At 65.4% G+C, this 24,907-nt stretch carries 24 protein-coding genes and 1 tRNA gene; 14 read left to right on the top strand and 11 right to left on the bottom strand.

Going from position 1 to position 24,907, the window contains the following annotated elements; all coding sequences use genetic code 11:
• Position 1: 1 nt before the first annotated feature.
• Genes K6T56_03325 through K6T56_03305 form a run of 5 tightly spaced genes read left to right on the top strand, consistent with a single transcriptional unit; the run spans position 2 to position 3,785 of the window.
• Positions 2-493, top strand: coding sequence for a hypothetical protein (locus K6T56_03325; protein ID MCL6555376.1), 492 nt, complete (start codon positions 2-4; stop codon positions 491-493).
• Positions 490-2,403 carry a secretin and TonB N-terminal domain-containing protein gene (locus tag K6T56_03320; protein MCL6555375.1) on the top strand — a complete coding sequence of 638 codons (1,914 nt, stop codon included), beginning with the start codon at positions 490-492 and terminating at the stop codon, positions 2,401-2,403. The genes K6T56_03325 and K6T56_03320 overlap by 4 nt, the downstream gene beginning before the upstream one ends.
• A complete protein-coding gene (locus K6T56_03315) occupies positions 2,400-2,882 on the top strand; it encodes a type II secretion system GspH family protein (GenBank protein ID MCL6555374.1) in 483 nt (160 codons plus the stop codon). Before K6T56_03320 ends, K6T56_03315 begins: the two co-directional genes overlap by 4 nt.
• Positions 2,883-3,263, top strand: coding sequence for a prepilin-type N-terminal cleavage/methylation domain-containing protein (locus K6T56_03310; protein ID MCL6555373.1), 381 nt, complete (start codon positions 2,883-2,885; stop codon positions 3,261-3,263).
• A gap of 9 nt (positions 3,264-3,272) precedes the next feature.
• Positions 3,273-3,785, top strand: a complete 513-nt coding sequence (locus K6T56_03305) for a type II secretion system protein (GenBank protein ID MCL6555372.1) — start codon at positions 3,273-3,275, stop codon at positions 3,783-3,785.
• 344 nt (positions 3,786-4,129) lie between these two features.
• Here the strand turns inward: K6T56_03305 and K6T56_03300 are convergent, their stop codons facing one another.
• Together K6T56_03300 and K6T56_03295 are read right to left on the bottom strand one after the other, a co-directional pair.
• Positions 4,130-4,843 carry a hypothetical protein gene (locus K6T56_03300; protein MCL6555371.1) on the bottom strand — a complete coding sequence of 238 codons (714 nt, stop codon included), beginning with the start codon at positions 4,841-4,843 and terminating at the stop codon, positions 4,130-4,132.
• Between the two features lie 70 nt (positions 4,844-4,913).
• A complete protein-coding gene (locus tag K6T56_03295; protein MCL6555370.1) occupies positions 4,914-6,479 on the bottom strand; it encodes an alkaline phosphatase in 1,566 nt (521 codons plus the stop codon).
• Between the two features lie 131 nt (positions 6,480-6,610).
• Between K6T56_03295 and K6T56_03290 the strand changes: the two genes are divergently transcribed.
• Positions 6,611-8,134, top strand: coding sequence for a B12-binding domain-containing radical SAM protein (locus K6T56_03290; GenBank protein ID MCL6555369.1), 1,524 nt, complete (start codon positions 6,611-6,613; stop codon positions 8,132-8,134).
• A 325-nt stretch (positions 8,135-8,459) separates the two neighbouring features.
• Here the strand turns inward: K6T56_03290 and K6T56_03285 are convergent, their stop codons facing one another.
• Positions 8,460-10,280 carry an EAL domain-containing protein gene (locus tag K6T56_03285; GenBank protein MCL6555368.1) on the bottom strand — a complete coding sequence of 607 codons (1,821 nt, stop codon included), beginning with the start codon at positions 10,278-10,280 and terminating at the stop codon, positions 8,460-8,462.
• 88 nt (positions 10,281-10,368) lie between these two features.
• Entirely contained in the window at positions 10,369-10,764 is a 396-nt protein-coding gene (locus K6T56_03280) for a TraR/DksA family transcriptional regulator (protein MCL6555367.1), read from the bottom strand.
• Between the two features lie 245 nt (positions 10,765-11,009).
• On the opposite strand from K6T56_03280, the gene K6T56_03275 reads away from it, so the two are divergent.
• A tRNA-Arg gene (locus K6T56_03275) sits at positions 11,010-11,082 on the top strand.
• 283 nt (positions 11,083-11,365) lie between these two features.
• Here the strand turns inward: K6T56_03275 and K6T56_03270 are convergent.
• From K6T56_03270 to K6T56_03255, 4 genes are read right to left on the bottom strand one after another with little or no spacing between them, the layout of a single operon-like run.
• Positions 11,366-13,051, bottom strand: a complete 1,686-nt coding sequence (locus tag K6T56_03270; GenBank protein ID MCL6555366.1) for an FAD-dependent oxidoreductase — start codon at positions 13,049-13,051, stop codon at positions 11,366-11,368.
• Positions 13,042-13,998 (bottom strand): pyruvate ferredoxin oxidoreductase, encoded by a 957-nt coding sequence (locus tag K6T56_03265; protein MCL6555365.1) that lies wholly within the window; start codon positions 13,996-13,998, stop codon positions 13,042-13,044. Before K6T56_03265 ends, K6T56_03270 begins: the two co-directional genes overlap by 10 nt.
• 26 nt (positions 13,999-14,024) lie before the next feature.
• Complete coding sequence (gene porA / locus K6T56_03260; protein ID MCL6555364.1) at positions 14,025-15,194, bottom strand: pyruvate ferredoxin oxidoreductase; 1,170 nt, start codon at positions 15,192-15,194, stop codon at positions 14,025-14,027.
• Positions 15,178-15,735 carry a 2-oxoacid:acceptor oxidoreductase family protein gene (locus K6T56_03255; protein MCL6555363.1) on the bottom strand — a complete coding sequence of 186 codons (558 nt, stop codon included), beginning with the start codon at positions 15,733-15,735 and terminating at the stop codon, positions 15,178-15,180. Before K6T56_03255 ends, porA begins: the two co-directional genes overlap by 17 nt.
• Before the next feature lie 154 nt (positions 15,736-15,889).
• Here K6T56_03255 and K6T56_03250 point away from each other — a divergent pair, with 154 nt between their 5' ends.
• The 4 genes from K6T56_03250 to K6T56_03235 all read left to right on the top strand — a co-directional run bounded on the left by K6T56_03250 (position 15,890) and on the right by K6T56_03235 (position 19,123).
• Positions 15,890-16,543 (top strand): 2OG-Fe(II) oxygenase, encoded by a 654-nt coding sequence (locus K6T56_03250; protein MCL6555362.1) that lies wholly within the window; start codon positions 15,890-15,892, stop codon positions 16,541-16,543.
• 238 nt (positions 16,544-16,781) lie between these two features.
• A complete protein-coding gene (locus tag K6T56_03245) occupies positions 16,782-18,125 on the top strand; it encodes a cyclic 2,3-diphosphoglycerate synthase (GenBank protein MCL6555361.1) in 1,344 nt (447 codons plus the stop codon).
• Between the two features lie 144 nt (positions 18,126-18,269).
• Positions 18,270-18,809: a glycine cleavage system protein R gene (locus tag K6T56_03240; protein MCL6555360.1), complete on the top strand. Its 540-nt coding sequence runs from the start codon at positions 18,270-18,272 to the stop codon at positions 18,807-18,809.
• A gap of 2 nt (positions 18,810-18,811) precedes the next feature.
• Positions 18,812-19,123, top strand: coding sequence for an AF1514 family protein (locus tag K6T56_03235; protein ID MCL6555359.1), 312 nt, complete (start codon positions 18,812-18,814; stop codon positions 19,121-19,123).
• A 3-nt stretch (positions 19,124-19,126) separates the two neighbouring features.
• On the opposite strand, the gene K6T56_03230 is transcribed toward K6T56_03235, so the two are convergent.
• Positions 19,127-19,819, bottom strand: a complete 693-nt coding sequence (locus tag K6T56_03230; GenBank protein ID MCL6555358.1) for an SDR family oxidoreductase — start codon at positions 19,817-19,819, stop codon at positions 19,127-19,129.
• Positions 19,820-19,965: 146 nt separating this feature from the next.
• Here K6T56_03230 and K6T56_03225 point away from each other — a divergent pair, with 146 nt between their 5' ends.
• Complete coding sequence (locus K6T56_03225) at positions 19,966-20,277, top strand: hypothetical protein (GenBank protein ID MCL6555357.1); 312 nt, start codon at positions 19,966-19,968, stop codon at positions 20,275-20,277.
• A gap of 11 nt (positions 20,278-20,288) precedes the next feature.
• Here K6T56_03225 and lolD read toward each other — a convergent pair whose 3' ends face one another.
• A complete protein-coding gene (gene lolD / locus K6T56_03220; GenBank protein MCL6555356.1) occupies positions 20,289-20,990 on the bottom strand; it encodes a lipoprotein-releasing ABC transporter ATP-binding protein LolD in 702 nt (233 codons plus the stop codon).
• Complete coding sequence (locus tag K6T56_03215; protein MCL6555355.1) at positions 20,983-22,227, bottom strand: lipoprotein-releasing ABC transporter permease subunit; 1,245 nt, start codon at positions 22,225-22,227, stop codon at positions 20,983-20,985. The genes lolD and K6T56_03215 overlap by 8 nt, the downstream gene beginning before the upstream one ends.
• Before the next feature lie 191 nt (positions 22,228-22,418).
• On the opposite strand from K6T56_03215, the gene K6T56_03210 reads away from it, so the two are divergent.
• Both K6T56_03210 and K6T56_03205 read left to right on the top strand, forming a co-directional pair.
• The gene (locus K6T56_03210; protein ID MCL6555354.1) at positions 22,419-22,751 is read left to right on the top strand and encodes a hypothetical protein; all 333 of its coding nucleotides are present in this window, start codon (positions 22,419-22,421) and stop codon (positions 22,749-22,751) included.
• Complete coding sequence (locus tag K6T56_03205; protein ID MCL6555353.1) at positions 22,748-24,838, top strand: EAL domain-containing protein; 2,091 nt, start codon at positions 22,748-22,750, stop codon at positions 24,836-24,838. Before K6T56_03210 ends, K6T56_03205 begins: the two co-directional genes overlap by 4 nt.
• The last annotated feature ends 69 nt before the right edge of the window (positions 24,839-24,907 follow it).

The raw sequence follows: 24,907 nt of genomic DNA, 5'->3' as shown, positions 1-24,907 counted from the left end.
GATGGCAGGCAAAATCCCCAAACGCCTCCTGCTCGCCGGAGCTTTGGTGCTGACGGTGGTGGCGAGCCTTTGGCTGGAACGCGAAGACAACGCAAACATCACGCGCCCTTCCCCGGCGCCGGTTTCCTCCGCTGCCCGCCGGCCGCAGGCACGCGAGGGGGAACTGCCTGCCGCGCTTGACGCGGACGCAGAGATCCGCCCCGCCGAAGATGCCTTCGCACCCCGTTCCTGGTACGTGCCGCCGCCACGGGAAAAACCGTTGCCGCCACCCGCGCCCACTCCCCCACCGCCGCCCTTCGCCTACCTGGGGAAAATGGTCGAAGAGGGACAGATCATTCTGTTTCTCATCCATGGCGATCGCACCCTCGCCGCGCGGGTGGGCGACATCATCGATGATCTCTACCGGATCGACGCCATCGAGGAAGGGGGGATCCGCTTCACCTATCTGCCGCTAGACAGGGGGCAGACCCTGCCCATGGAGAACACTCCGTGAAAACCCCGCATAGCCGCTGGGCATGGCTTGCCGCCCTGCTCCTCCTCAATGCCTGCGCCACCGGCCAGATCGCCTTTGACGATGGCCGCGCCCTGATCGCCCAAGGAAGGATCGAAGAGGGGCTGGCGCGGCTGGAGACCGCCATGCGGGAAAACCCCAAGAGGCTGGAATTCCGCACCTACTATCTGCGCGCCCGAGACCTTTATCTCGCCGAGCTTCTGGCCACGGCGGAAAAAGCGCGTGCCGCCAAACAATTTCCCGAGGCGGAAGCCCTCTACCGCCGCATCCTTGAGTTGGATCCCAACAACCGGCGCGCCCTGCAGGGGGTCGAGGCCATCGCGCTGGACCACCGTCACGAGGAGGCGCTAACGCGGGCCGTGAAAAGTTTCGAGGAGGGCGATACGGAAGCGGCCCGCTGGGGCCTGCGTCAGATCCTGATGGAAAATCCCGCCCACGCCCAGGCCCGGGCCTTGGAGGCCAGAATCGAGGAAAAAGACGCTGCCAGACGCGCCACCCCGACGCTGGGCGCCGCCTTCCGCAAGCCGGTAACCCTGGAATTCCGGGAGGCCAACTTGCGTGCCATCTTCGAAGTCCTCTCCCAGACCACCGGCATCAATTTCATCTTCGATCGTGACGTGCGGCCGGATCTGCGCGCCACCCTGTTCGTCAAGAACACCTCCATCGAGGACGTGATCAACCTGCTTCTCGTCACCAACCAACTGGAAAAACGCGTCCTCAACGAAAACACCGTACTCATCTATCCCAACACACCGGCGAAAGCGAAGGAGTACCAGGAGCTTGTGGTGAGAATGTTTTATCTCACCAACGCCGACGTCAAACAAACCCTGAACATGATCAAGGCGGTGGTCAAGACACGGGACGTCTTCATCGATGAGCGGCTTAATCTGCTGGTGATGAAGGACACCCCCGCCGCCATCCGGCTGGCGGAAAAGCTGATTGCCGCACAGGACCAAGCCGAACCGGAAGTAGTGCTGGAAGTCGAGGTGATGGAAGTCAAGCGCAACCGCCTCCTCGACCTGGGCATTCAATGGCCCAACCAGTTCACGGCGCTGAATCTCGCCACGCAGAACGTGCAGACCTTCCAGGGTGGGGTCAACGTCGTCACCACGCCGGTCCAGGCGCAGAACGTGGTCACCGTGGACACGCTGCGCAACCTCACCGGGGCACAGGTGGCCGTCTCCCCCAACCTGCAGCTCAATCTGAAAAAGGAGGACGGGGATGCGCAGATCCTCGCCAATCCCCGGATTCGCGTGCGGAACAAGGAAAAGGCCCGGATTCACATTGGGGAGCGGGTGCCCGTGATCACCACCACCACCACGGCCAATGTGGGTGTGTCCGAATCGGTGAACTACCTGGATGTGGGCCTGAAGCTCGATGTGGAGCCCCTCATCTCCTTGGACAATGAGGTCAGCATGCGGGTGGGCCTGGAAGTCTCCAGCATCGTGCGCGAGATCCGCAGCCAAAGCGGCAGTCTCACCTATCAGGTGGGCACGCGCACTGCCACCACGGTACTGCGCTTGAAAGACGGCGAGACCCAGGCCCTTGCCGGCTTGATCAGTGATGAAGACCGCCAGAATGCCAGCAAGGTGCCCGGGCTGGGGGACCTGCCGCTGCTGGGCAGACTGTTTTCCTCCCAGCGGGATGAAACCGCAAAAACCGAAATCATCCTGCTCATCACCCCCCGCATCGTGCGCAACCTCGTCCGGCCGGAAATGGCGGCCATGGAATTCCCCGCTGGCACCGAGGCCGCTGTGGGCGGCGCGTCGCTCGAGCTGCGTCCCGTGGGGCGCAAAGCGGTTTCCCCTGCCGGCTCCATTGCGCCGGCAGACGAGTCGGCGGAGACACCTTCTCCCCCTGTCACCGTGGTACCGCCTACGGGAAGCCAATGAGCAGAACGTCTTTGGCAGGCGGCTTCACCCTGATCGAGATGGTCATCACGGTGGCCATCGTGGGTCTGCTCGCCTCCATCGCCGTGCCCATGGTGGAGCTCGCGGTCAAAAGGGGCAAGGAGGTGGAGCTGCGCGGCGCCTTACGGGAAATCCGCACCGCCATCGATGCCTACAAAAAGGCATGGGATGAGGGGCGCATCGAAAGGAAGGTGGGGGACAGCGGCTATCCGCCACGGCTGGAAATCCTGGTGGAGGGGGTCGAGGATGCCAAAAGTCCGAACCGTTCCCGGCTTTATTTCCTCCGCCGCCTGCCCCGGGATCCCTTCGCGCCTGCCTCCCTTACGCCAGCGTCCGCCACCTGGGGCAAGCGCTCCTACGCCAGCCCGCCGGACGCCCCCAGCGAGGGAGCAGATGTGTTCGATGTCTATTCCCTGAGCAGTGAAGTGGGTCTCAATGGCGTTCCTTACCGGGAGTGGTGAATGGCGAGCGCAACAGAGCGGGGATTCACCCTCATCGAACTGCTGCTGGTGCTGGCCATCATCGCCACTTTGCTTTCGCTGGCCCTTCCCCGCTACTTCCACAGTGTGGAACGCGCCAGGGAAGCGGTGCTGCGGCAAAATCTGGCAACACTGCGCGATGCCCTGGACAAGTATTACGGTGACACGGGCCAATACCCCAACAACCTGCAGGACCTGGTGACGCGCAAATACCTGCGCGCCATCCCCGTGGACCCCATCACCGAAAGTTCGATGACGTGGATCTCCATCCCGCCCGACGACCCGGCCGAGGGCGGGATCCGCGACGTGCGAAGCGGCGCCCCGGGCAACGGTTCCGATGGCACCCCCTACGCTTCCTGGTAGACGCACACGATGCAGGCAAGGGGGTTCACCTATCTCGGCGTACTCCTCGTGGTAGCCATCCAGGGCGCGGCCCTCGCCGCCGCCGCCACTGTCTGGCACACGCTGAACAAGCGGGAAAAAGAAGCGGAGCTTTTGTTCATCGGCCATCAGTTCCGCCAGGCCATCGGCTCATACTACCGAAGCACGCCGGGCGGCGTGGGCCAGTACCCCAAAAGACTCGAGGATCTGCTCCTGGATCCCCGCCACACCGGCACCGTGCGCCACCTCCGCCGTCTCTGGCGCGACCCCATGACCGGCAAAACCGAATGGGGACTGCTCAGGGACGCATCCGGCGGCATCGTGGGGGTTTTCAGTCTGTCCACCGATCCCCCCCTCAAGACCGCCCATTTCGATGCCGCCGACCGCAACTTCCAAGGTCAGACGAGCTACGCCGGCTGGCAGTTCATCTACGAACCCTCCTCCCCCGAAACGCCACGCGGCCCCCGTTCCGTGGGAGCCAATCTGCGCGCAGGAGAGGACTGACGCCGGCAACGCTCATCCGACGAGCCTGCACGGCCTCCTCCCTTTCAGTCTTCGCCAAGAAAGGACTTGCCAGGCGGGGGCGTGCGGGTGCGCGACGCCGGGCGCGTGGCAGGGGGCGGATCCGTGGTGCCAGGAGGGGCCATCGGCGTCACGGGCGGCCTGGTCGGGGACGGGTGCCCCTCCGACAGGCAGGAAAAGGATGCGTGACGCGCCTGCGAAAGGACGGTCGGAGAGAACCAGCTCACCCTGCTCATCCCAGCCCCCGTAAATCTGGCCGTTGGCCGCCGTCCAGACCAAAGTGCCCGCCAAAACAAGGGACCGACAGACGAGACGCGCGCTCATGTTCAGTGCGCATGTCCTCCGGCGCCGTGCGCCTCATCCACGGCGAGGACTTTTCGTACAAAGGGGTCGTATTCCCGATCGCCGAGATCGGCGCCATCGATGTACTCATAATCTGCCGCCCGTGCCAGATCTGCGCGGGGCCAGTCCCTGCCGGGCAGGGCACGCAGCTCGAGAAGTCGCAGACGGTAGGCGTGGTGACGGTCGCGGCGGGAAACCTCCACAGGCAGTTTCTCCTTTTCCAGCCAGATCACCTCGATGCGCTCTTCGCCCACCTGCCCGCGGTAACGCGTTGCCTGCCTCCCGTTGAACGAGGCCGACCCCACCCGCCGCAGGGAGGTGAGGAGACGCTCATCGATGATGGTGTTCAAAACCTCCCAGGCTGGCGCCCGTCTTTGAGTGCGCAGCTCACCCGGGGTATATGCAATCAGCTTGCGCTCGTCATGAAAGATTCGCTGCCAACTGACCTCTCCCCCGTCATCGCGCTCCCAGAGTTCCACATAGGCCCCCCGGCCCAGTTCCACCTGTCTTACCCCACGCACGAAATACCAGCGGCTCACCCGCCCGCTTCCGTGCCCTGAACCACGGCTCTCCTCGTACTTGGCGGCCAGGGGCACGAAGGCAGGCGCGGCTTCCCCTTCGGCACCGTGCACGGCCAAGGCAGCAAGCCCTAGCACAGAACCCAGCAACAACCCCATGAAAGCTCTGCGTTTCATCATGCGAATACCTCACCCCAATGAAAAAAGACCGGCACGGTCGTGACCGTGCCGGTTTCCACTGCCCGTCGCCTCAGCGGCGGCCCCGCTCTTCCTTCAGATTGAACGCCTCACGCATGACGTGGAAGATCCAGTTCTGCTCCATGCTGCCGCGCACCAGGTGCGCCATCGGCCCCGAGGCAAAAACAGGCACGTCCTCACCCGCGTGGGTTTCCGAGGACAGCGGCACTGTGGCTTCCTGCAGGAAATTGAGTGCCGTGGTGTCCACACCCGTCAGGTCGGGCCGTTTCTGACCGGTGGCAATGGCGTCACGCCAGCCCGGACCGTTCGCATAGCCCAGCGTGGTATAGGGCAGCCCCAGCCTGTCTTTATCCAGGGTGACCGGATCGCCATCAATCTCCGGAACGCCCGCCACGAGGCCGAGAATGTTGTTGCCACGGTGCGGGTAGCCGGCAATGGTGAAGGTGTGGCTGTGGTCGGCGGTGACGATGATGAGGGTGTCCTCCGGATCGGTCATCTCATAGGCTTTCTTCACCGCGCGTGCCATTTCGATGGTGTCGAGAAGGGCGCGCTTGGCATTGCCGGCGTGGTGGGCATGGTCAATACGCCCCCCTTCCACCATCAGGAAGAACCCTTTCGGATTCTTCTGCAGCATTTTGATGGCCTTTTCCGTCATCTCCGTGAGGGAGGGTTCACCGGCCCTGTCGTTGGGACGATCCGCCTCATACTGCATGTGGCTGGGTTCGAACAGGCCGAGCAGGTACTCGGTGTTGGACGGATCGGCCATGTCAAAGCCGGCACGGTTCCACACGTATTTCGCCCCGGCGCCGCGGGTGCTCACCCATTCCGCAGTGAGGTCGCGGCCGTCATTGCGCAGACCTTTCTTGCCGTATTCCGGCTCGGTCACGGTCTTGGGCAGGAAGTAGGTGCGGCCACCCCCCAGGGCCACCTTGAGGCTCTTCTTCACCTCGTTCGGCAGTTCGATTAACTGGCGGGCAATGTCCTTCACGCCACAGCCGGCAGGCTGGTTGGAATCCGCCTCCCAGTCACGCACAGGTGTGTGGGCATACGTCGCCGCGGGCGTGGCGTGGGTGATCCGAGTCGTCGTCACCACACCAGTGGACTTGCCCACTTTCGCCGCAAGCTCCAGGATGGTGGGCAGGCTGTTCGCCGCCACCACGTCAGCGTTGCACTCATAGCGCGCCGTCAGGTGGTTGACGGACAACATGCCTTCGCGGGCTTTGTACCCGGTCACCATGGCGGTCATGGTCGGCGCCGAGTCAGAGGTCTGCTGGTCCCAGGAATAAGTCTTGGACAGAGCAACATAGGGGAAGGTCTCGAAGAACAGACGATTCTCTTCGCCCGGCTGCCCCCTCATCTGCCCTTCAAGAATACGGGCGGCAGTGACAGTGGACACCCCCATGCCGTCACCCACGAACAGGATGACGTTTTTCGCCTTGCGCTCGTTGGCATGCAGCCGCTTGGATTCCCGGATGAACTGATTCCCCGCTTCGTACCACTGCTGCACCGACTCCGGCCCCTGGACGGCCGGGGTGGCAGCCATGGCGGGCAGCATGGAACCCCCCAGCATGGCGGCCGCAACGGCGACTGCGACAGCTTTCTTTGTAAACGCATGCATGATTTTTCCCCTTTCGTGAACAGATGGACTCTCCTGCGGCGGGTTCCCCCAACCGCGTGGCTCAGGGTAAAGGCAGCCCGTGACAGGGCAATGAAGAGTTGGTGACGGAGTAGAATACCCGCCACCTCCTTATGGCAACGATCCTCCTCTGCACCCTCAACGCCCGGCATGCCCATGCGTCCCTGGGCTTGCGCTACCTGCTGGCCAATCTAGGCTCCCTGAAGGATAGGGCCGCGCTGCTGGAATTCACCATCCAGCGGCCCGCAGCGGAGGTGGTGGAGGCCATCCTGGAACACACGCCGCAGATCGTGGGTTTCGGCGTCTACATCTGGAACGTCGAGGAGACGACCCGTGTCGTGGCAATGTTGAAGCGCGTCGCACCCGAGGTCACCATCGTGCTGGGCGGCCCAGAGGTAAGCCATGAGACGGAAGAGCAGGACATCGTGGGGCTCGCCGATTACGTGATCACCGGCTGGGGCGAGCTGAGTTTCCGCCGGTTGTGTGAGGACCTGATCCAGGGCAGGGCGCCGGCAGGGAAAATCATCGCCGGCGAGGAACCACCGCTTGGCGCGTTGCGCTTTCCCTATGCCTTCTACACCGATGAGGACATCGCCCATCGTTTTGTGTATGTGGAGGCTTCCCGCGGCTGTCCCTACCGCTGTGAATTCTGTCTGTCGGCCCTGGACAAAACGGCCTGGCCCTTTCCGCTCGATGCCCTGCTCGGTGAGCTCGACATGCTGCATCGGCGCGGCGCCCGGCATTTCCGCTTCGTCGATCGCACCTTCAATCTCAACCCACGCACGAGCCTCCGCATTCTGGAGTTCTTCCTCGAGCGGCTGGATGAGAGGCTTTTCCTCCATTTCGAAGTGATCCCGGATCACCTGCCGGATGCCCTCCGGGCGGCCCTTGCCCGTTTCCCCGCTGGCAGCCTGCAACTGGAGATCGGCGTGCAGAGCTTCAATCCGCAGGTGCAGGCGCTCATTTCCCGCCGGCAGGACAATGCCAGGACAGAGACCAATCTGCGCTGGCTGCGCCAGCACACCCAGGCCCATCTGCACGTGGACCTGATCGTGGGTCTGCCGGGGGAGGACATGGCCAGTTTCGCCGCCGGATTCGACCGTCTGGTGACGCTCCGTCCCCACGAAATCCAGGTGGGGATGCTCAAACGCCTGCGGGGTGCCCCCATCTGCCGGCATACGGAAGCCTTCGGCCTGCGCTTTTCTCCGCATCCGCCCTACGAGATCCTGGCGACCGACCGCATCCCCTTCGCCGACATGCGGCGGCTCGCCCGTTTCGCCCGCTATTGGGATTTGATTGGCAACTCGGGCCGCTTTCCCCACACCCTGCCCCTTCTGCTCGGCGAGTCCCCTTTTGCCCGTTTCCTCGCCTTCACTGACTGGCTTTGGCAAGCCACCCGGCAAACCCATGGCTTCGCCCTGGAACGTCTCTTCGACCTCCTGCACCGGGGACTTCCCGCGGTCCTGCACCTCAACGCCGCTGAGGTGGAGGCCGCGCTTGCTTTGGACTACCGCACAAGCCGCGCCCATGGCACGCCAGCCTTCCTGCGCGGCTGTCGGCTGCCGGCTGCCGACTGGGATACACGCCGCGCCCGCCAGCTCCGCCATCAGCAGGCGCAGCAGGTGGGCAAGAACTGATCCCTGCGCAAGTCGCCGCCCGACGCAGAGGGTGACGCAAAAAAAAACCCACGCGTCGTCCGCAGGACGAGACGTGGGCCAGGAGGCGCAGAGGATGAGTCCGTTTGACGCCCGGGCTGCCGCAGCCGGCTGGCCACGGAAGCCGGGCAGGAAACGGGAGCGGCAGAGGCTCTGCCACCCGAACGGGTCACCCAAACCCGTTCGTCCCGACCCCGAACGGGCGTTCGTTGCCGGATGGCGAAATCATCCCCAAAACGCCGCCGCGGCGGAATCCGACCAAGGGTATATGCCGAAAGTTATAGCTCTGTGACGCCCAGTCACACGATCAGTGACGGGAGGTGGGATTGGCGAAGGGCATGAGGTTCACGTAATAGCCCGCCAACCCCTGCAGAAGGTGCATGCGACGCCCTTCCCGCAGCAGACGCTCGAACGCTTCGGCGTCGAGGGGCCGGCTGAAGGAATAGCCCTGGATTTCATTGCACCCCTGGGCACGCAGGAAAGCGAGCTGGGCCTCGGTCTCCACCCCCTCCGCCAGCACGTTCAGGCGAAGATTGCACGCCATGGCGATGATGGCGCTGACGATGGCCGCGCCATCGGAATCGAGGGTGATGTCGCGGACGAAGCTTTGGTCGATTTTCAGGGTGTGGATGGGCAATCGCTTGAGGTAGGAAAGCGAGGAATAGCCTGTCCCGAAATCGTCGATGGAAATGTGCACGCCCAGCTCCCGCAGGCGGTTGAGGGCCGCGGCGTTGGCTGCGCTGTGCTCGAGAAGCAGCTCCTCGGTGATTTCCAGCTCCAAAAAGGATGACGGAAGGCCGGTTTCCTCGAGCACGCTGGCAACCAGCGCCGCCAGATCCCGTTGCAGGAACTGGCGGACGGAGAGATTCACCGCCACCCGCACCGGCGGCAATCCCTTGTCCTGCCAGGCGCGGTTCTGACGACAGGCCTCCCGCAGGACCCACTCCCCCACCGGGAGGATGAGCCCCGTTTCCTCGAGAAGAGGCACGAATTCATCCGGCGCGATGAGGCCCCGCTCGGGGTGACGCCAGCGCAACAGCGCCTCGGCGCCGATCACGTTGCCGCTTCGCAGATCCACCCGCGGCTGGTAGTGGAGGATGAACTCCTCCTTCACCAGGGCGCGACGCAGGGCGTTTTCCAATAGCAGCCGCTCCCGCGCGCGGGTATTCATTTCCGGAACGTAGAACTGGTAATTGTTGCGCCCGCAATCCTTGGCCCGGTACATCGCGGCATCCGCATTGCGCAGCAGCGTATCCAGATGCTCGCCGTCGTCCGGATAGAGGGTGATGCCGACGCTGGTGGTGACGAACACCTCGTGCCCGTGCAGGGTGAAGGGCTGGCTGAAACTGTCGATGATTTTCTGCGCCACCACCGCCGCCGCCTGACGGTCCTCCACATCCTCCACGATCACAGTGAATTCATCGCCCCCCAGGCGCGCCACGGTATCGCACTCCCGCACACAGCCCTTGAGCCTTTCCGCCGCAATGCGCAGCAATTGATCGCCTGCGTTGTGGCCCAGGGTATCGTTGATCGCCTTGAAGCGATCCAGATCGAGAAAGAGCACCGCGAGCCGCTGGTGATAACGGTCCGCCTGCGCCATGGCGTGGCTCAGCCGGTCGCGGAAGAGGGCGCGGTTGGGCAGGTCAGTGAGGGCGTCGTGATGCGCCATGTGGCGCATCGCCCGCTCGGTGCGTTTGCGTTCTTCGAGATCGTGACGCAGTTGCTCGTTCGCCCGCTTGAGCTCCTGGGTGCGCTGCGCCACCTCCCTTTCCAGCGCCTCATTGGCGTCGCTCAAGGCCGCCTGGGCCTGCTTCAGCTGACGCACCAGGGGCAGCCAGCGCCAGAACCCCAGGGCGAGCAACAGGTTGCCCAACACCCAGGCGCCATAACGCGTCACCTCGGTGAATTCGGGAAAGGGCGCCACCCACAGCGAGTCCCTGCCGTCACCAAACCCCAGGTTGAGAACGTCGCCAAAGAGGACGATGAAAAGTCCGGTGAGCAGCATGCCCCAGCCCGGATGACGGGACAGATCGGGCTCACGCCGGCTCATCCAGAGAAGCGCCAGGGCAATGGCCAGCACCACCGCCACCTTGAGCCCCTTCAGTGCCAGCACTTCGTTTGGCAACACAAACGCCTCCTCAAGGCGTTGCCGCTTGCTTGTCCACCGGATGCGGACGGCGGCTTGTCATTCTCGTGTAGCTGCGCCCCCTGCCGGATTACAGCTTGGGCCGTCCCTCGTGGGCATAGAGCTGATCACGCTTGTTTTGACAGACGAGACAGCGGGCCGCCGCGGGGTTGGCCAGGAGACGATCGTAACCAATGGGCGCGCCACAGTCCACACACACCCCATAGGTACCCTGGGCCAGCCGCGCCCGCGCCGCCTCCAGCTCGCGCAGCTCGCGGATGTGGCGGTCGATCATCGCCGCCCCCAGATCGGCCAGCATGTCGGCCACCGATTCCTCCCCGACGTCGGTCACCTGACCGGCAAGCTCGATGTAATGCTGCTCGCCGGAGCGCTCCAGTTCATCGCGCACCTCCTCGAGCAGGCGCTGGTATTCCTCCTGCAGACGTTTTTCCAGGGTTTGCAGTTCTTTCTTGGTCAGCACGGACATGGCGACTCTTCCCGTTGTTCGACAAAAACCGCCCCATTCTCGACCGGCGCGCCGGAAAATTCAACCGTCTTCCGCGCCACTGCCCCAAAGCCCAGCCGGCGCCTTGACGCCAACGATCATGGCGCCTCGCCGCCCCGGATGATGATCACTGCGATTCGCCGTGATCCATTCCCTCCCCTCTGCGGCAGGGGTAAGGCAGACAGGAAAACGCCTTGCGTTGTTTCACGTTAAAATACGACTTCTTTGCCCCGGTAGCTCAGTGGATAGAGCAACCCCCTCCTAAGGGGTAGGTCACACGTTCGATTCGTGTTCGGGGCGCTTGGATTCCGCCTCCCGGCAATCACGCCGGTGCAGAAGTCCCGCTCCTCAAGGATTTTTCGCTTGCGCGTCCCGGAAAATCCTCCGTCATTTGCCCACCTCGTGTCCCTCCTGTGCCCGGCCTTTGACCTGAGCCGCCTTTCGGCTTACACCATGGACGGGTGAGGCGTAGGGGCCGATGCGCTGGGTCAACCGCGTGCGACCTTTGGGCATTTGCAGCGTCCCGCGGGGGAAACGGTGGCCGGGCCTCATCCCGAGCCTCACGCCTAAGCATCGGGGCGACTCATTCCTCCGCCACCATGGCGATGTAGCCCACCGGGCACTCATGCGCGCAGAGGCCGCAACCCTTGCAGTAGTCGTAGTCGAAGACATAGTGGCTGCCGTCGGCCGCGGGGGTCACTGTCTTGAGCACGGCGTTGTCGGGGCAGAGGGTGAAGCAGTTGTCGCAGGCCATGCAGTTGCCACAGGAAAAACAGCGCGCCGCCTCGGCCGCGGCGGCTGCCGCCTCGAGACCCCCCTGCACTTCCCGATCCCCGTGGCGCTGCGCCACCGGCACCACGCTGGCTTCCTGGCGCGGGGCATGATCGAAATAGTGGAGATTGAGGCGGGATGGCCCCACCACGGGACCCCGCGCCGAAGCGGCTTCGGCTCGCCCCAGCAGGCGGGCGATGGCCGCCGCCGCGCGTGCGCCGTCGGCGATGGCGCCCGCCACGGTGCCGAGACCCGGCCGGCAGTCGCCACCGGCGAAGAGGCGGCTACCCGCGGCGAGGCGGCCCTCCTCATCGATGCGCAGGAATTCGCGCTGTCCCAGCAATTTTTCCAGGCCCGCCTCGTCCACCACCTGGCCGATGGCGGGGATCACGTGTTCCACTTTCAGCACGGATTCCGTGCCTTCGAAGGCGTGCAGGCGCAGCCGTTCGCCTTCCCTGAGTTTCCGCGCGTGGACGAGCTCCACCCCCACCACCCGCTCCCCGCGCAGGATGAGCCGGCGCACCATGCGGTTTTCGTGGATGATGACGCCCTCTTCGACGGCCTGGGCGATTTCATCGGGGGCTGCGCGCATCCGCTCGTGCTCCGGCACATCACGAGCCGGGATGCGTTCATGGGTGATGAGGTGCACCGCCCGCACGCCCGCGCGCCGGAGAATGCGCGCCACGTCCACCGCCGTGTTGCCACCACCGATGATGGCCACCTCGTCCCACGCGGGCACCGCGCCTTCCGCGAGCCAATGGCGCAGCAGATCGAGGCCGTAATGGAGATCGCGGGGCACCGCGCCTTCGACGCTGAAGGGGCGGCTTTTCTGCGTGCCCACGGCAAGGAAGACGGCGGCATATTCCGCCTCCAGCTCCTCGAGGGAAAAATCCCGCCCCAGCCGCTCGTGGAAGCGGCATTCGATGCCCGTGGCCAAGAGCCGCGTGATTTCACCGTCGAGCACCGCGCGCGGCAGGCGGTAGGGCGGAATGGCGGTGCGGGGAATGCCGCCCGCCTGGTTGAGGGCTTCCAGCAGCACCGGCTGGATGCCGCGCCGCAGAAGCTGCCAGGCACAGGAAAGCCCCGCGGGGCCGGCGCCGACGATGGCCACGCGTGGCGCATCGGGGGGCGGCGAAGTCACCGGATAGGCCCAGTCGTGGGCAAGGGCGGCATCACCGAGAAAACGCTCCAGTCCGTGGATGTTGAGCGCCTGGTCGTAGCCGCCGCGATTGCACGCGGATTCACAGGGATGGGGGCAGACGCGGCCGGTGCTGGCGGGCAGGGGGTTGGCGGCAACGAGGAGCCGCCAGGCTTCTTCCGGATCCCCCCGCGCAAGACGGTCGATCCAGGCCTGGGGATCCTCGCCGGCAAGACAAGCCCCATGACAGGGCGCCACCCCGTGCACGTGAGTGGGGCGCTCGATGCGCCAGGTACCGGTTTTGAACGCTGTGGCCGTGCCCGGCAGGGCAAAGCCGCCGGGGGTGACGATCACGCCCATTGGCCCCCTCCCCGCCGCACGGTATCGGCGCTTTCCGTATCAAGCCCCCCGGCCGTGGCGCGCAGCCCATAGCGCTCGATATTGGCATCGGCCAGTGCCTGCAGATGGGCGAGCTCCTCCCGTGCCCGCGGGTCGTCGGCGAAGAGATGGGCAAAGCGGCCCTGCAGTTTCAGATACTCGGTCACCGGCTTGGGCTCTCTCAAAGGCAGCACGCCCACCACGGAACCCCTCTCCAGCTCCACCAGGGGAAAGAGCCCTGTTTCCACCGCCAGCCGCGCCACTTCGATGGACAGCGCTCCCTCGTGCCCCCAGCCCAGGGGACAGGGGGAATGCACAAGGAGGAAACTGGGTCCCGGCAGGGCGAGGGCACGACGGACCTTTTTGCGCACATCCGCCGGATAGGCCACGGAGGCGGTGGCGGCATAGGGGATGTGATGGGCGGCGATGATGCTGAGGATGTCCTTCTTCAGGTGGCGCTTGCCCATGCGCGCACGGCCCGCGGGGGAAGTGGTGGTGGCGGCGGCATGGGGCGTGGAGCTGGAGCGCTGGATGCCGGTGTTCATGTAGGCTTCGTTGTCGAAACAGACATAGAGCACCTCATGGCCCCGCTCCAGCATGCCGGACAGAGCCTGGAAGCCGATATCGAAGGTGCCACCATCACCGCCGAAGGCCAGCACCCGGGTGGATTTGCCCTGGGCCTTCAGGGCCGCCTCCATGCCGGCGGCCACGGCGCCGGTGTTTTCGAACAGGGAATGCAGCCAGGGCACACGCCAGGCGGATTCCGGCCAGGGTGTGGTGAAGATTTCCAGGCAACCCGTGGCGTTGGCAATCATCACATCGGGTCCTGCCGCTTCGAGCACCAGCCGCGCCGCCAGTGCCTGGCCGCAGCCCAGACAGGCGCGGTGACCGCTGGTCAGTCCGGAAAAGCGCGGCTGGTTGGCGCGCAGGGTGTCGAGGCTTACGGTCTCATTTGTCATGACCCGCCCTCCGGCAGTTTTTGCACATCGAGATCGAAAATGCGGAAAGGCCCCGGCCGCGGCGGCAGACTGGCGAGCAGCCGCGGCAGCAGATCGAGGGGCACGTCGCGTCCCCCCAGGCCCACGGCAAAGCCATGCACCTGCGGCGGCCGATCCAGCTCGGCCAGGGCGGCGCGCACCTCGGCGGTGACAATCCCCCCCGCGCCGGGGGAAATCGCCCGCTCCAGCACCACCAGACGCTCGAGCCCTGCTGCGGCCGCGCGCAGCGCCGCGGCGGGGAAAGGCCGGAAGCAGCGCAGATGCACAAGGCGCAAGGGACGGCAATCGGCATAGACCTCCCGCGCATCGGCGAGGGTGCCGAAAATGGAGCCGAGGGTGAGCACGCCGGTACGCGCTTCGCTGTCCCCTTCCATCCGCAGAAGGCCGCCGCTGGCGCGACCGGTCGCCGCCGCCCATTCCTCATCCACGCGGGGAATCACCTCCAGCGCAGCAAGCAGCGCCCGGTGATGCAGCTCGCGCATTTCCGCATAGTACTCGGGCCCCACCAGGGTGCCGAAGGTTTTCGGATGGAGGGGATCGAGGGCGCGGGCAAAGCGGTAGGGGGGCAGGAAACGGTCCACCACCTCCTGCTCCGGGAGTTCAATGGCCTCCAGGGTGTGGGTGAGGGTGAAGCCATCCACGCACACCATCACCGGCACTTCCAGGGTCTCGGCGATGCGGAAGGCCTGGATGGTGGTATCCACCGCCTCCTGGTTGTCGCTGCAGTAGAGCTGCACCCAGCCCGCATCCCGCATGGCCATGGAATCCTGCTGGTCGTTCCAGATGGAAAGGGGGGCCGACAGGGCACGGTTGGCCACCGTCATCACCAGCGGCACGCGCAGGCCGGCGATGTTGTAGAGCACCTCGCCCATGAGGAGCAAACCCTGGGAGGCCGTGGCGGTGTAGGCGCGGGAACCCGCCATGGCCGCGCCGAGCACCACCGAAGCGGCGGAGAACTCGCTTTCCACACTCACCAGCTCGCAGCTGGCGGCGCCGTCGGCCACCATTCTGGCGATGTGCTCCACGATGTGTGTCTGCGGCGTGATGGGATAGGCCGCCACCACCTGGGCGCGCGCCGCCACCACCGCCCGCGCGATGGCCTGGGAACCTTCAAGGGGCTGTCGCATGGATGCGCTCCCGCCAGCGTCCCGCCTCCACCGCCGCGGCGGCGGCTTCGATGAGGCGGAGATTCGCCTCAAGCACCGGCCCGCGGAAACGCGCTTTAAGGGCGCCCGCCAGGGCCGTCAGGGGCAGAAGACCGGTGAGTGTGAAAAAGGCGGCGGCAAGCGCCGTGTTGGGCACCGGCCGGCCCAGGTATTCCTGGGCAAGCCTTGTCGCGGGCAGCGCCACCGCCTCCACGCCCGCGGGTGGCTTTGCGCCATCCATCAGCACCGCGCCCCCTTCCTTGAGGCCGTCGAGCACGCCCGGCACGTGGAGGAGGGCCGGGTCCTGAATGATGAGAAAATCCGGGTGCAAAATCTGATTGCGGCGACGGAAGGGGAAACGGGCCAGGCGCACGAAGGCCGTCACCGGCGCCCCCCGTCGCTCGGCACCAAAAGCGGGGAAGGCCTGGGCATGCCAGCCCTCGTCGATGGCGGCAGTGGCGAGGAGATAGGCCGCCACCACGTTACCCTGGCCGCCCCGGCCGTGAATGCGGATTTCGATCACAGCTTGTGCCTCGGATACGCGTTTCGGCCCCGCCGGATGAGGCGCTCAGGACGTCTTCGCGCGGGGGGAAGGGCAAGCCGTGTTGTGCTCATGGCCATGGCCTGGCAGATTTGACGATAGCACCTCATGCTGCCACGGGATGCTGCAGGAAACAATGACCCGAAACATTGGCAACGAAATCACCGGGACGAAAATCGCGGAGTTGCAGGAGTGTGCGGATGAAACCCTGGCGATCCGGCTTGCCGAGCGGGGCTTCATCGTCCTACCCGAGTTTCTGCCCGCCGCGGAGGTGGCCGCCCTGCGGCGGGAACTCCTCGCCCTGCGCGCCGCGGGCGCTTTCCGCCCGGCCACGGTCTCCCGGCAGCAGCGGCTGGCGCCCACCATCCGCAGCGATCTCATCCACTGGATCGAGGAGGATGAGGCAGGCGAGGCCACGCGCGCCTGGTTTTTGCGGCTCGAGCGGCTGCGCAGAACCCTCAACCGCGTCGCTTTTCTCGGCCTCATGGAGCTGGAAGCCCATTTCGCCATCTACGAGCCGGGGGCCCGTTATGCGCGCCATCTGGACCGCTTCCGGGACAATGCCCGCCGCGTCGTGACCGCCATCCTCTATCTCAACGAAGACTGGCGCCCGGAGGATGGCGGCGCCCTGCGCCTGTGGCTGGACGAGGCCGGCAGGGAGGAATCCATCGAGGTGCTGCCGGCGGGGGGGACGCTGGTGCTCTTCTTGAGCGGCCGTTTCTGGCACGAGGTGCTGCCGGCGCGCCGCGCCCGACTATCCCTCACCGGCTGGTTTCTCGCCCGCCCTTGATGCGCCGGATGGCAGGCCGGCTGCCGGACGGGGCCGGCCCACCCTCGCGCGGCTGTCTTTTGGCCGTTGCGGGAGTGGCGGCGTCTTCCCCGGCGGCAGGGTGCGCCCTGCACCACCCCGCCCCGGTGGTGTGCGCCGCAGCAGACGGTAATGGGGCTTTTGTCGGTTGGGGATGGCGTGGTTGGCCATGTCTTCTCACCCTCTGGCGGGCCGCGCCGGTCTGGTCCACAATGGGCCCATGCGTCCAACGGTCCCGGCGCGCACCCGCGTCCTCATCATGGGGGCGGCGGGGCGCGATTTCCACAACTTCAACACCGTCTTCCGCGACCGGCCCGAATACGAGGTCGTGGCCTTCACCGCCACCCAGATTCCGGACATCGCCGGCCGCCTCTATCCCGCGCCCCTGGCCGGACCCCTTTATCCGGACGGCATTCCCATCGTGGAGGAGTGGGACCTGCCGCGACTGATCCGCGAGGAAGCCATCGACGAGGTGGTCTTCTCCTACAGCGACGTCTCCCATGAGCACGTCATGCACGTGGCCTCGCGGGTGCAGGCGCTGGGGGCGGGTTTTCGCCTCCTGCCCCCGCACCTCACCATGCTCAAAAGCCGCAAGCCCGTCATCAGCGTCACCGCCGTGCGCACCGGCTGCGGCAAAAGCCCCGTGGCCCGCCACCTCGCCGCCCTCCTTGATGCAGCGGGACTTGTCCCCGGCATCATCCGCCATCCCATGGCCTATGGCGATCTTGCCGCCCAGGCGGTGCAGCGCTTCGCCAGCCTCGCCGACCTCACCGCGCAACACTGCACCATCGAGGAGATGGAGGAATACGAGCCGCACCTTTTGGCCGGACACCGGGTCTATGCCGGCGTCGATTATGGACGCGTGCTCGCCCTAGCGGAAGCGGAGGCCGATGTCATCCTCTGGGATGGGGGGAACAACGACCTGCCCCTCATCGTCCCCGACCTCGACCTCTGCCTGGTGGATCCCCATCGCGCCGGCCACGAAACCGGTTATTTTCCCGGCGAGGCCAACCTGCTGCGGGCGCAGGTGGTGATCATCACCAAGGCCGACAGCGCAAGCCCCGCCCAGCTTGACACCGTGCGCGCCAGCATCCGGCGGGAAAACCCCCACGCCGTGGTCATCGAATCCGCCATGCCCCTCACCGTCGATGCGCCGCAGCATGTCCGGGGCAAACGGGCGCTGGTGGTGGAAGACGGCCCCACCCTCACCCACGGCGGCATGGCCTATGGTGCCGGCGTCCTCGCCGCCCGCCAACTGGGCGCCGCGCTGGTGGACCCGCGTCCCTTCGCCGTGGGCAGTCTGCGTCACGCCTTCGCCCAGTATCCCCACCTCGGTCCGGTGCTGCCGGCGCTGGGGTACAGCCCGCGGCAGATTCAGGAACTGGCGCAGACCCTTGGCGCCGCCGAGTGCGACGCCGTGGTGATTGCGACACCGGTTGACCTGTCGCGCCTGATGGACATCCCGCACCCGGTATGCCGGGTCCGCTACGAATATGCTGATCGCGGCGAGCCGACCCTCGCCGAAGTGGTGAAGCACTGGATGCGGAGCTTAAACGGCGCATAGCGGCGCGGGGGCCCGCGGCGATAAGAGGGCGAATCATCCTGATCGCTTCCATGAGCCGCGCTGCCCCGCCCCAAGGGGAGGGGATGAAACGCTTGGCGTGGTTTCACGTTAAACTAACGTCTCTTCGGGCCAGCAGGAATCCCCATGCAAGCGCACAACGACTACCTCGTGCTCACGGCGAGCGGCGATGACAGGGTGGGACTGGTGGAAGCCTTCACCGCCAGGATCACCGAAACCGGCTGCAACATCGAGCAAAGCCGCATGACCGTGCTGGGGGGACAGTTCGCCATCCTCATGCTGGTGTCGGGGCCGTGGAATGCCCTGTCGAAACTGGAGGGCCAGCTCGAATCCCTCGGCCGCCAGCTTGGCCTTGCTATCACCTACAAACGCACACGGCAGCGGGAGCAACGGGAGCCTACTCTGCCCTATCACGTGGAAGTGGTGGCCCTCGACCATCCGGGCATCGTGCACAAACTTTCCCGTTTCTTTGCCAGCCGCGGCATCAACATCGAGGAACTTTCCACCGACACCTACCCCGCCCCCCACACCGGCACGCGCATGTTCTCCGTGCACATGGACGTGGGAGTGCCGGCCAGCACCCACATCCCCGCCCTGCGCGCGGATTTCTTCGACTATTGCGACGATCTGAACCTGGACGCCACCTTCGAGCCCGTCCGGAGCTGACCATGGCCTCCGCCTGCACACCACGCCAGCCCGACCTCAGTGGGGTGGAGGTCGTGCGCCTCAAGGAGTCTCCTCCCGACTACCGCGCAGCCCTTGCCCGCGCCAACGAGGAGGCGGCGCGGCGTTTTGCCTCGCCCATGCTCCTCTCCTGGTATGACCGGGACCGGAATTTCGAAGCGCCGCAACACGTCTCCGAATGCCATGGACAGGCCGCGGTGCCCGGCTACGTGGATTACGCCCTGTCGCGGGGCGCGGTCCTGGCCATCGACTTCAACGACGGGCGCTTCGTTTTCTTCTACCGCGAGGCGCTGTAGGCCTCATTCGTATAGCTCGACACAGGTGCCGGTACGCGCCCGGGGATGCGGGCCGCAAAGCGCCACGATGCGCGCCGCCACCTTGCTCGCCGGCATGCCGATGCGGGCACCGGCATACTGCACCTGCATGTCGGTGGCCACTCGGCCGGGGCAGACGGCAAAGACCCGCACGCCGGCCGCCGCCACCTCCTGATCCAGGGCCTGGGTGAAGCCCACCACACCGAACTTGGTGGCGCTGTAGACGGCGAGTCCCCCCGCCGCGTAGAGCCCCACACCGGAAGCGACGTTGACGATGGTGCCCTGCCCGGCGCGCAGCATGAAGGGCAGGATGGCGCGGGTGACGAAACAAAGTCCCGTCAGGTTGACCGCCACCACCCGCGCGATGTCTTCGTAACGGGCTTCCTGGAACGGGCCGTGGCGCAGGATGCCGGCATTGTTGACCAGCACATCGAAACGGTTGAGGAAACGGGCGGCCTGCTCCACGAACTGGCGCACGCTGGCAGCGTCCGCCACATCCGCCGCCATGCCCCACACCTGCGCGGCGTCGAAGTGCATGAGCGCCCGCTCCACGCTCGCCTGATGCTGCGCGCAGAAGGCCACCCGCGCCCCCCGCGCAACGAAAGCCTCGACGGTAGCAAGACCGATGCCCCGCGCCCCGCCCGTCACCACCACACCCCTGCCGGAAAACGCCTCCATCCCTGACCCCCGATTCCCCCGCTCAAGGCGAGTGGCAAAGAATAAAGGCACACGTCCGGCGGCGGCAGCTATGGACTGCCCGGCCTGTTGCAGTAAAATGCCGGGTTTTCACAGCATTTGTCACCTGCCCGGGGACAGACAGGCCCATGATGGACATTCCTGAGAACGAATCCTCCCTCTTCGACGAAGCGGCCGCGGCGGTGGTGGACCTCGGCAACCGGATGATGGACCGGAACAAGGACGCCGACCCGTGGGACGTCGCCTCCGGCCTGCTCGCCGGCGCCATCCAGTACTGGCTGTACGCGCACCAGCCGTGCACCGATCCCTATTGCGAATCCTGCGCCGAGGTGGCGACGGCGGAGCAGCGCATGAAGCTGCTCCTGGAAGAAACCAAGGAATTCGCCGAGGAAAGCGATTACTACCACAGCCCCACCGACGCCAACGTGGGGCGGGCCTGAGGCCTCCACCCTCAGCTTAAGGGTCTGAGCACCCCATCCTCCAGGGCGAGCACCCGCTGCATGCGCGAGGCGAGCTCCCCATCATGGGTGACGATGACGAGGCTCAAGCCCAGCCGGTCGTTAAGCCCCAGCATCAAATCCAGTACGCCCGCCGCTGTTTTCCGGTCCAGATTGCCGGTGGGCTCGTCCGCCAACACACAGGCCGGCTGTGTCACCAGGGCGCGCGCCACCGCCGCCCGCTGACGCTCCCCACCTGAGAGCTCTCCCGGTTTGTGGCTCAAGCGATGGGCAAGCCCGACCTGCGCCAGCATCTCCGCCGCCTTCTGCCGCGCCACCGCGAGCGGGGTGCGGCGGATGAGTAGCGGCATCATCACATTCTCGAGCGCGGTGAATTCCGGCAGCAGATGGTGGAACTGATAGACGAAGCCCAGGGCCTCGTTGCGCAGTCGTCCCCGGTCGGCATCGTTCAAGGCCTGCATGTCGCGGCCGAGGATGCGCACCTCACCCCGGTCCGCCGCATCCAGGCCGCCCAGCAGGTGTAGGAGCGTGCTTTTGCCGGAACCGGAAGCACCGACGATGGCCACCCGCTCACCCCGCCGCACTTCCAGATTCACATCCACCAGCACCGGCACCTCCACCCTGCCCTGCCAATAGGATTTGGCCAGCCCGCGGCAGCTCAGCACCAGCCCGGCATCTTTCGCGGAGTCATTCATAACGCAATGCCTCCGCGGGATTGGTGCGCGACGCCCGCCAGGAGGGATAGAGGGTCGCCAGCAGCGACAGCACGAAGGAAACCGTCGCGATGGCGACCACATCCCAGGTCTGCACCTGCGAGGGCAATTCGGAGATGTAATAGACATCCTTGGCCAGGAAATGCACGCCGAACAGCCGCTCGATGGCCGGCACCACCACGTCGATGTTGGCGGCAAGCAGCACCCCGCCCACCACGCCGGCCACGGTGCCCACCAGACCGATGAGCGTGCCCTGGACGATGAAGATTTTCATGATGCTGGCCGGAGTGGCCCCCAGGGTGCGCAGGATGGCGATGTCCGCCTGTTTGTCGGTGACCACCATCACCAGGGTGGAGACGATGTTGAAGGCGGCCACGGCGACGATGAAGAACATGATCACGAACATCACCCGCTTCTCCATCTGCACGGCGCGGAAGAAGTTGGCGTTCTGCTGCGTCCAGTCGCGGATGAGGAGGTTGCCCGGCAGAGCCACCGCCAGTTGCCGGCTCACCTCAGGAGCGGCGAAAAGATCGGCGAGCTTGAGCCGCACCCCCGACACCGCATCGCCCATGCGGTAGAGCCGGGCGGCATCCTCCATGTGCACGAAGGCAAGCCCGGCATCGTAGAGATTCATGTCCACCTCGAAAATGCCCACCACGGTGAACTGCTTGAGCCGCGGCAGAATGCCCGCGGGCGTGACATTGCCCTGCGGCGCGATTACCGTCACCTTGTCGCCAAGCCGCACGCCCAGGGCATGGGCAAGCTCCACGCCGAGGATGATGCCGAATTCGCCTGGCTTGAGATCGGCAAGCCGGCCCTGCTTCATGTGCCGGCCGATGTCTGCCACCTCGTCCTCTCGCTCCGGCAGGATGCCGCGGATCAGCGCCCCCTGCACCGCCTGGTCGAAGGCCAGCATGCCCTGCCCCAGGATGTAGGGGGCCGCGCCCTTAACCTGCGGGTGCGCCCGGGCCGCCTCCATGACCTGGCGCCAGTCGGCAAGCAGGCCACCGAAGCTCGATATCTCCACGTGCGAAGCCACCCCCAGGATGCGGGCCCGCAACTCCTGCTGGAAGCCGTTCATCACCGAAAGCACCGTGATGAGGACGATGATGCCCAGGGCGATGCCCAGCATGGAGATGAGGGAGATGAAGGAAATGAAGTGGTTGCGCCGCTTGGCGCGGGTATAGCGCAGGCCGACGAAAAGCTCGTAGGGCGTCACGGAGCAACACCGGGCAAAAACACGGAGCGGCAGTGTGCCACAGCCCCGGCACCCTTGGCCAGCCGGCCGCCTCCCGCTACGAGCAACCGGGCCCCTGAACCCCCTTAAGTTTTGTTTTTGACGGACGATAAAGACTTTAAGACAATAATATCCCTTTTTTCGACGATACCTCACCGCCTTGGAGAAAAACCGTGATCTCTCATAGCCATAGTGTCCGCCTGAGCCTCTCCGAATTCCTGCTGCCCCCCATCGAGGACGGCCTGGTGATGGGCGCCCGCTCCCCCATCGGCCATGTCGCCATGAGTCGCGCCCTGTCCCTGCTCAGCACCACGCCCTACCGCCGCGTGCCAGTGGAGGACGATGTGGTGAGCGACATCCTGGTGCGGGAGGCCATTCTGCGCAAACTGGATGAGCAGGAACTGGTAAGCCTGGTCCTGCGCCATGTGAAACCCTTCATGGCGGCGGACGAAATCCTCCACCTCAAGCTCGAAGTCACCACGCATCTGGACATCCAAGCATTATGAACGCCAGCTACGACCCCCGCGCCGCCGACTGCCTGGTGGATGCCTGTGTTGCAGTCGAGACGGAAGCCCGCTACCGGGACCTTCCCCCCGCCCCCAGCGACCGCATCTTCGCCGTCATGGAAAACGGCCAGTTGCTCGGCATCGTCAGCGAGCGTCAGGCGGCGCTCTTTCCCGACCGCATCTTCGCCGATCTTTTGCTGCTACGCCAGCCGCCGACAGTGGCTGCCACCACCAGCCTGGAGCAGACCCTGGCCAGGCTGGAAGAGGGACCCTGGGACAGCCTGCCGGTGACCAACGATGAGGGCACCTTCATCGGTGTGGTCACGAGGCTGTCGGTCTTCCGCTGCCTGCTTCAGCGCGAACAGGCCAGCCGCGAACGGCTGGCCTCGACAATCCGCCTGCTGGAAGAGGAGCTCACCCATCACCGCATGGCGGCGGCGGTGTTCGAAGCGACCAGCGAGGGCATCCTGGTGACGGACGCCCAGGCGCGCATCCTTTACGTCAACCGCGCCTTCGTGGAAACCACCGGCTACACCCTGGAAGAAGTCGCGGGCAAAACACCCCACGTTCTCTCCTCCGGCCGGCATGATGAGGGTTTTTACCGCGCCATGTGGGGGAAGTTGCTGAGCGAAGGCCGCTGGAGCGGCGAAATCTGGAACCGGCGCAAGAACGGCGAGGTGTATCCGGAATATCTGCACATCGATGTCATCCGCGACAAGCACGGTCAACCCCATCGGTACGTGGGTGTGTTTTCGGACATGAGCCGCGATCAGGAAGTCCAGCGACAACTCTACGATCTGGCCTTCCACGATCCCCTCACCGGCTTGCCCAACCGTGCCCTCTTCCGCGAACGCCTGACGGCCGCCATCGGGCACGCCCAGCGGACGAAAGAGCGCTTCGCCGTGATGTTCCTCGACCTGGACCGGTTCAAGGAGATCAACGACGCCTTGGGCCACTCGGCCGGGGATGCCCTGCTGCAGGAGGTGGGTCAGCGCCTGCGGAGTACGCTGCGGGAGTCGGACACCGTGGCGCGCATGGGCGGAGACGAATTCACCCTGATTCTGTGTGGGATGGAACACGAAGGCGATTCCCGCACCGTGGCGCGCAAGGTGCTCGCTGCCTTCGATCGGCCGTTCCAGCTGGCAGACCGCGAACTGCGGGTAAGCGCCAGCATAGGCATCGCCTGTTTCCCCGATCACGGCGACAATGCCGAAACCTTGATGCGCCACGCGGACACCGCCCTGTATGCGGCCAAACAGGGCGCAGGTAGCCGCTGGTGCGTTTTTGAACCCGGCATGGGGCGCCGCGCCAGCGAACGACTGGAACTCGCCAACGCGCTGCGCGCCGCGCTGGACTCGGGGGAGGGGCTGCACCTTGCCTGGCAGCCGCAGGTGCATCTTGGCGATGGCAGGGTTGTAGGCGTCGAGGCCCTGGCCCGCTGGGTGCATCCCCGGCTGGGACCCATCAGCCCCGCCCGCTTCATTCCGGTGGTGGAGGAGACGGGGCTCGCCCCCAAGTTCACCGCCTGGCTGATCGAAGCGTTCTGTGGCGACCTGAAGACCCTGCTGCTGACACAACCCCAGGACTCCCTGCAATTCGCGCTCAATTTCTCCGCGCGCAGCCTGCACGAACCCCTACTGCCAGACATCTTGGGTGAACAACTGGGACGCATCGCCCTTCCCCCCGGCAGGGTGGAAGTGGAGATCACCGAATCCAGCCTCATGGGAGAGGATAGTGTCCAGGTCAGGACCCTGCAGCGCCTGCATGAACTGGGCGTACAGCTGGCAGTGGACGATTTCGGCACCGGCTATTCCAATCTGGCTTATCTGCTGCGTTTCAGCGTGGACCGGCTGAAGATCGACATGGGCTTCGTGAGCGGAATGGAGCACAACGTCCACAACCGCAAGCTGGTGGAGGCCATCATCCGCATGGCCGAAAGTCTGGAGATAGAGGTGATCGCCGAGGGCGTGGAGAGCGAAACGCAACGGCAGATGCTGCTGCAGATGGGCTGCCGCAAGGCCCAGGGATATCTCTTCGCACGGCCGATGGTGATGGCCGAGTTCATGCACTTTTTGGGGGCCCGCTAGCCGTCTGTCGAAAAACGCCTTGGGCCGCTTGCCTCTCCCCGCGTTGAGGGCGGGGGATGCGCAACAGAC

This window comes from Burkholderiales bacterium (assembly GCA_023511995.1).
Taxonomy (GTDB): Bacteria; Pseudomonadota; Gammaproteobacteria; order Burkholderiales; family Thiobacteraceae; genus Thiobacter.
The sequence above is the reverse complement of the archived record's forward strand: the minus strand, read 5'-3'. Positions and strand labels throughout refer to the sequence as shown.

Excerpts from the sequence above, each read along its gene's own strand:
- K6T56_03325 (MCL6555376.1), top strand. The coding sequence starts at position 2 with ATGGCAGGCAAAATCCCCAAACGCCTCCTGCTCGCCGGAGCTTTGGTG.
- K6T56_03315 (MCL6555374.1), top strand. The coding sequence starts at position 2,400 with ATGAGCAGAACGTCTTTGGCAGGCGGCTTCACCCTGATCGAGATGGTC.
- K6T56_03310 (MCL6555373.1), top strand. The coding sequence starts at position 2,883 with ATGGCGAGCGCAACAGAGCGGGGATTCACCCTCATCGAACTGCTGCTG.
- K6T56_03305 (MCL6555372.1), top strand. The coding sequence starts at position 3,273 with ATGCAGGCAAGGGGGTTCACCTATCTCGGCGTACTCCTCGTGGTAGCC.
- K6T56_03300 (MCL6555371.1), bottom strand. The coding sequence starts at position 4,843 with ATGATGAAACGCAGAGCTTTCATGGGGTTGTTGCTGGGTTCTGTGCTA.
- K6T56_03295 (MCL6555370.1), bottom strand. The coding sequence starts at position 6,479 with ATGCATGCGTTTACAAAGAAAGCTGTCGCAGTCGCCGTTGCGGCCGCC.
- K6T56_03290 (MCL6555369.1), top strand. The coding sequence starts at position 6,611 with ATGGCAACGATCCTCCTCTGCACCCTCAACGCCCGGCATGCCCATGCG.
- K6T56_03280 (MCL6555367.1), bottom strand. The coding sequence starts at position 10,764 with ATGTCCGTGCTGACCAAGAAAGAACTGCAAACCCTGGAAAAACGTCTG.
- K6T56_03270 (MCL6555366.1), bottom strand. The coding sequence starts at position 13,051 with ATGGGCGTGATCGTCACCCCCGGCGGCTTTGCCCTGCCGGGCACGGCC.
- porA (MCL6555364.1), bottom strand. The coding sequence starts at position 15,194 with ATGCGACAGCCCCTTGAAGGTTCCCAGGCCATCGCGCGGGCGGTGGTG.
- K6T56_03250 (MCL6555362.1), top strand. The coding sequence starts at position 15,890 with ATGACCCGAAACATTGGCAACGAAATCACCGGGACGAAAATCGCGGAG.
- K6T56_03245 (MCL6555361.1), top strand. The coding sequence starts at position 16,782 with ATGCGTCCAACGGTCCCGGCGCGCACCCGCGTCCTCATCATGGGGGCG.
- K6T56_03240 (MCL6555360.1), top strand. The coding sequence starts at position 18,270 with ATGCAAGCGCACAACGACTACCTCGTGCTCACGGCGAGCGGCGATGAC.
- K6T56_03235 (MCL6555359.1), top strand. The coding sequence starts at position 18,812 with ATGGCCTCCGCCTGCACACCACGCCAGCCCGACCTCAGTGGGGTGGAG.
- K6T56_03230 (MCL6555358.1), bottom strand. The coding sequence starts at position 19,819 with ATGGAGGCGTTTTCCGGCAGGGGTGTGGTGGTGACGGGCGGGGCGCGG.
- K6T56_03225 (MCL6555357.1), top strand. The coding sequence starts at position 19,966 with ATGATGGACATTCCTGAGAACGAATCCTCCCTCTTCGACGAAGCGGCC.
- lolD (MCL6555356.1), bottom strand. The coding sequence starts at position 20,990 with ATGAATGACTCCGCGAAAGATGCCGGGCTGGTGCTGAGCTGCCGCGGG.
- K6T56_03205 (MCL6555353.1), top strand. The coding sequence starts at position 22,748 with ATGAACGCCAGCTACGACCCCCGCGCCGCCGACTGCCTGGTGGATGCC.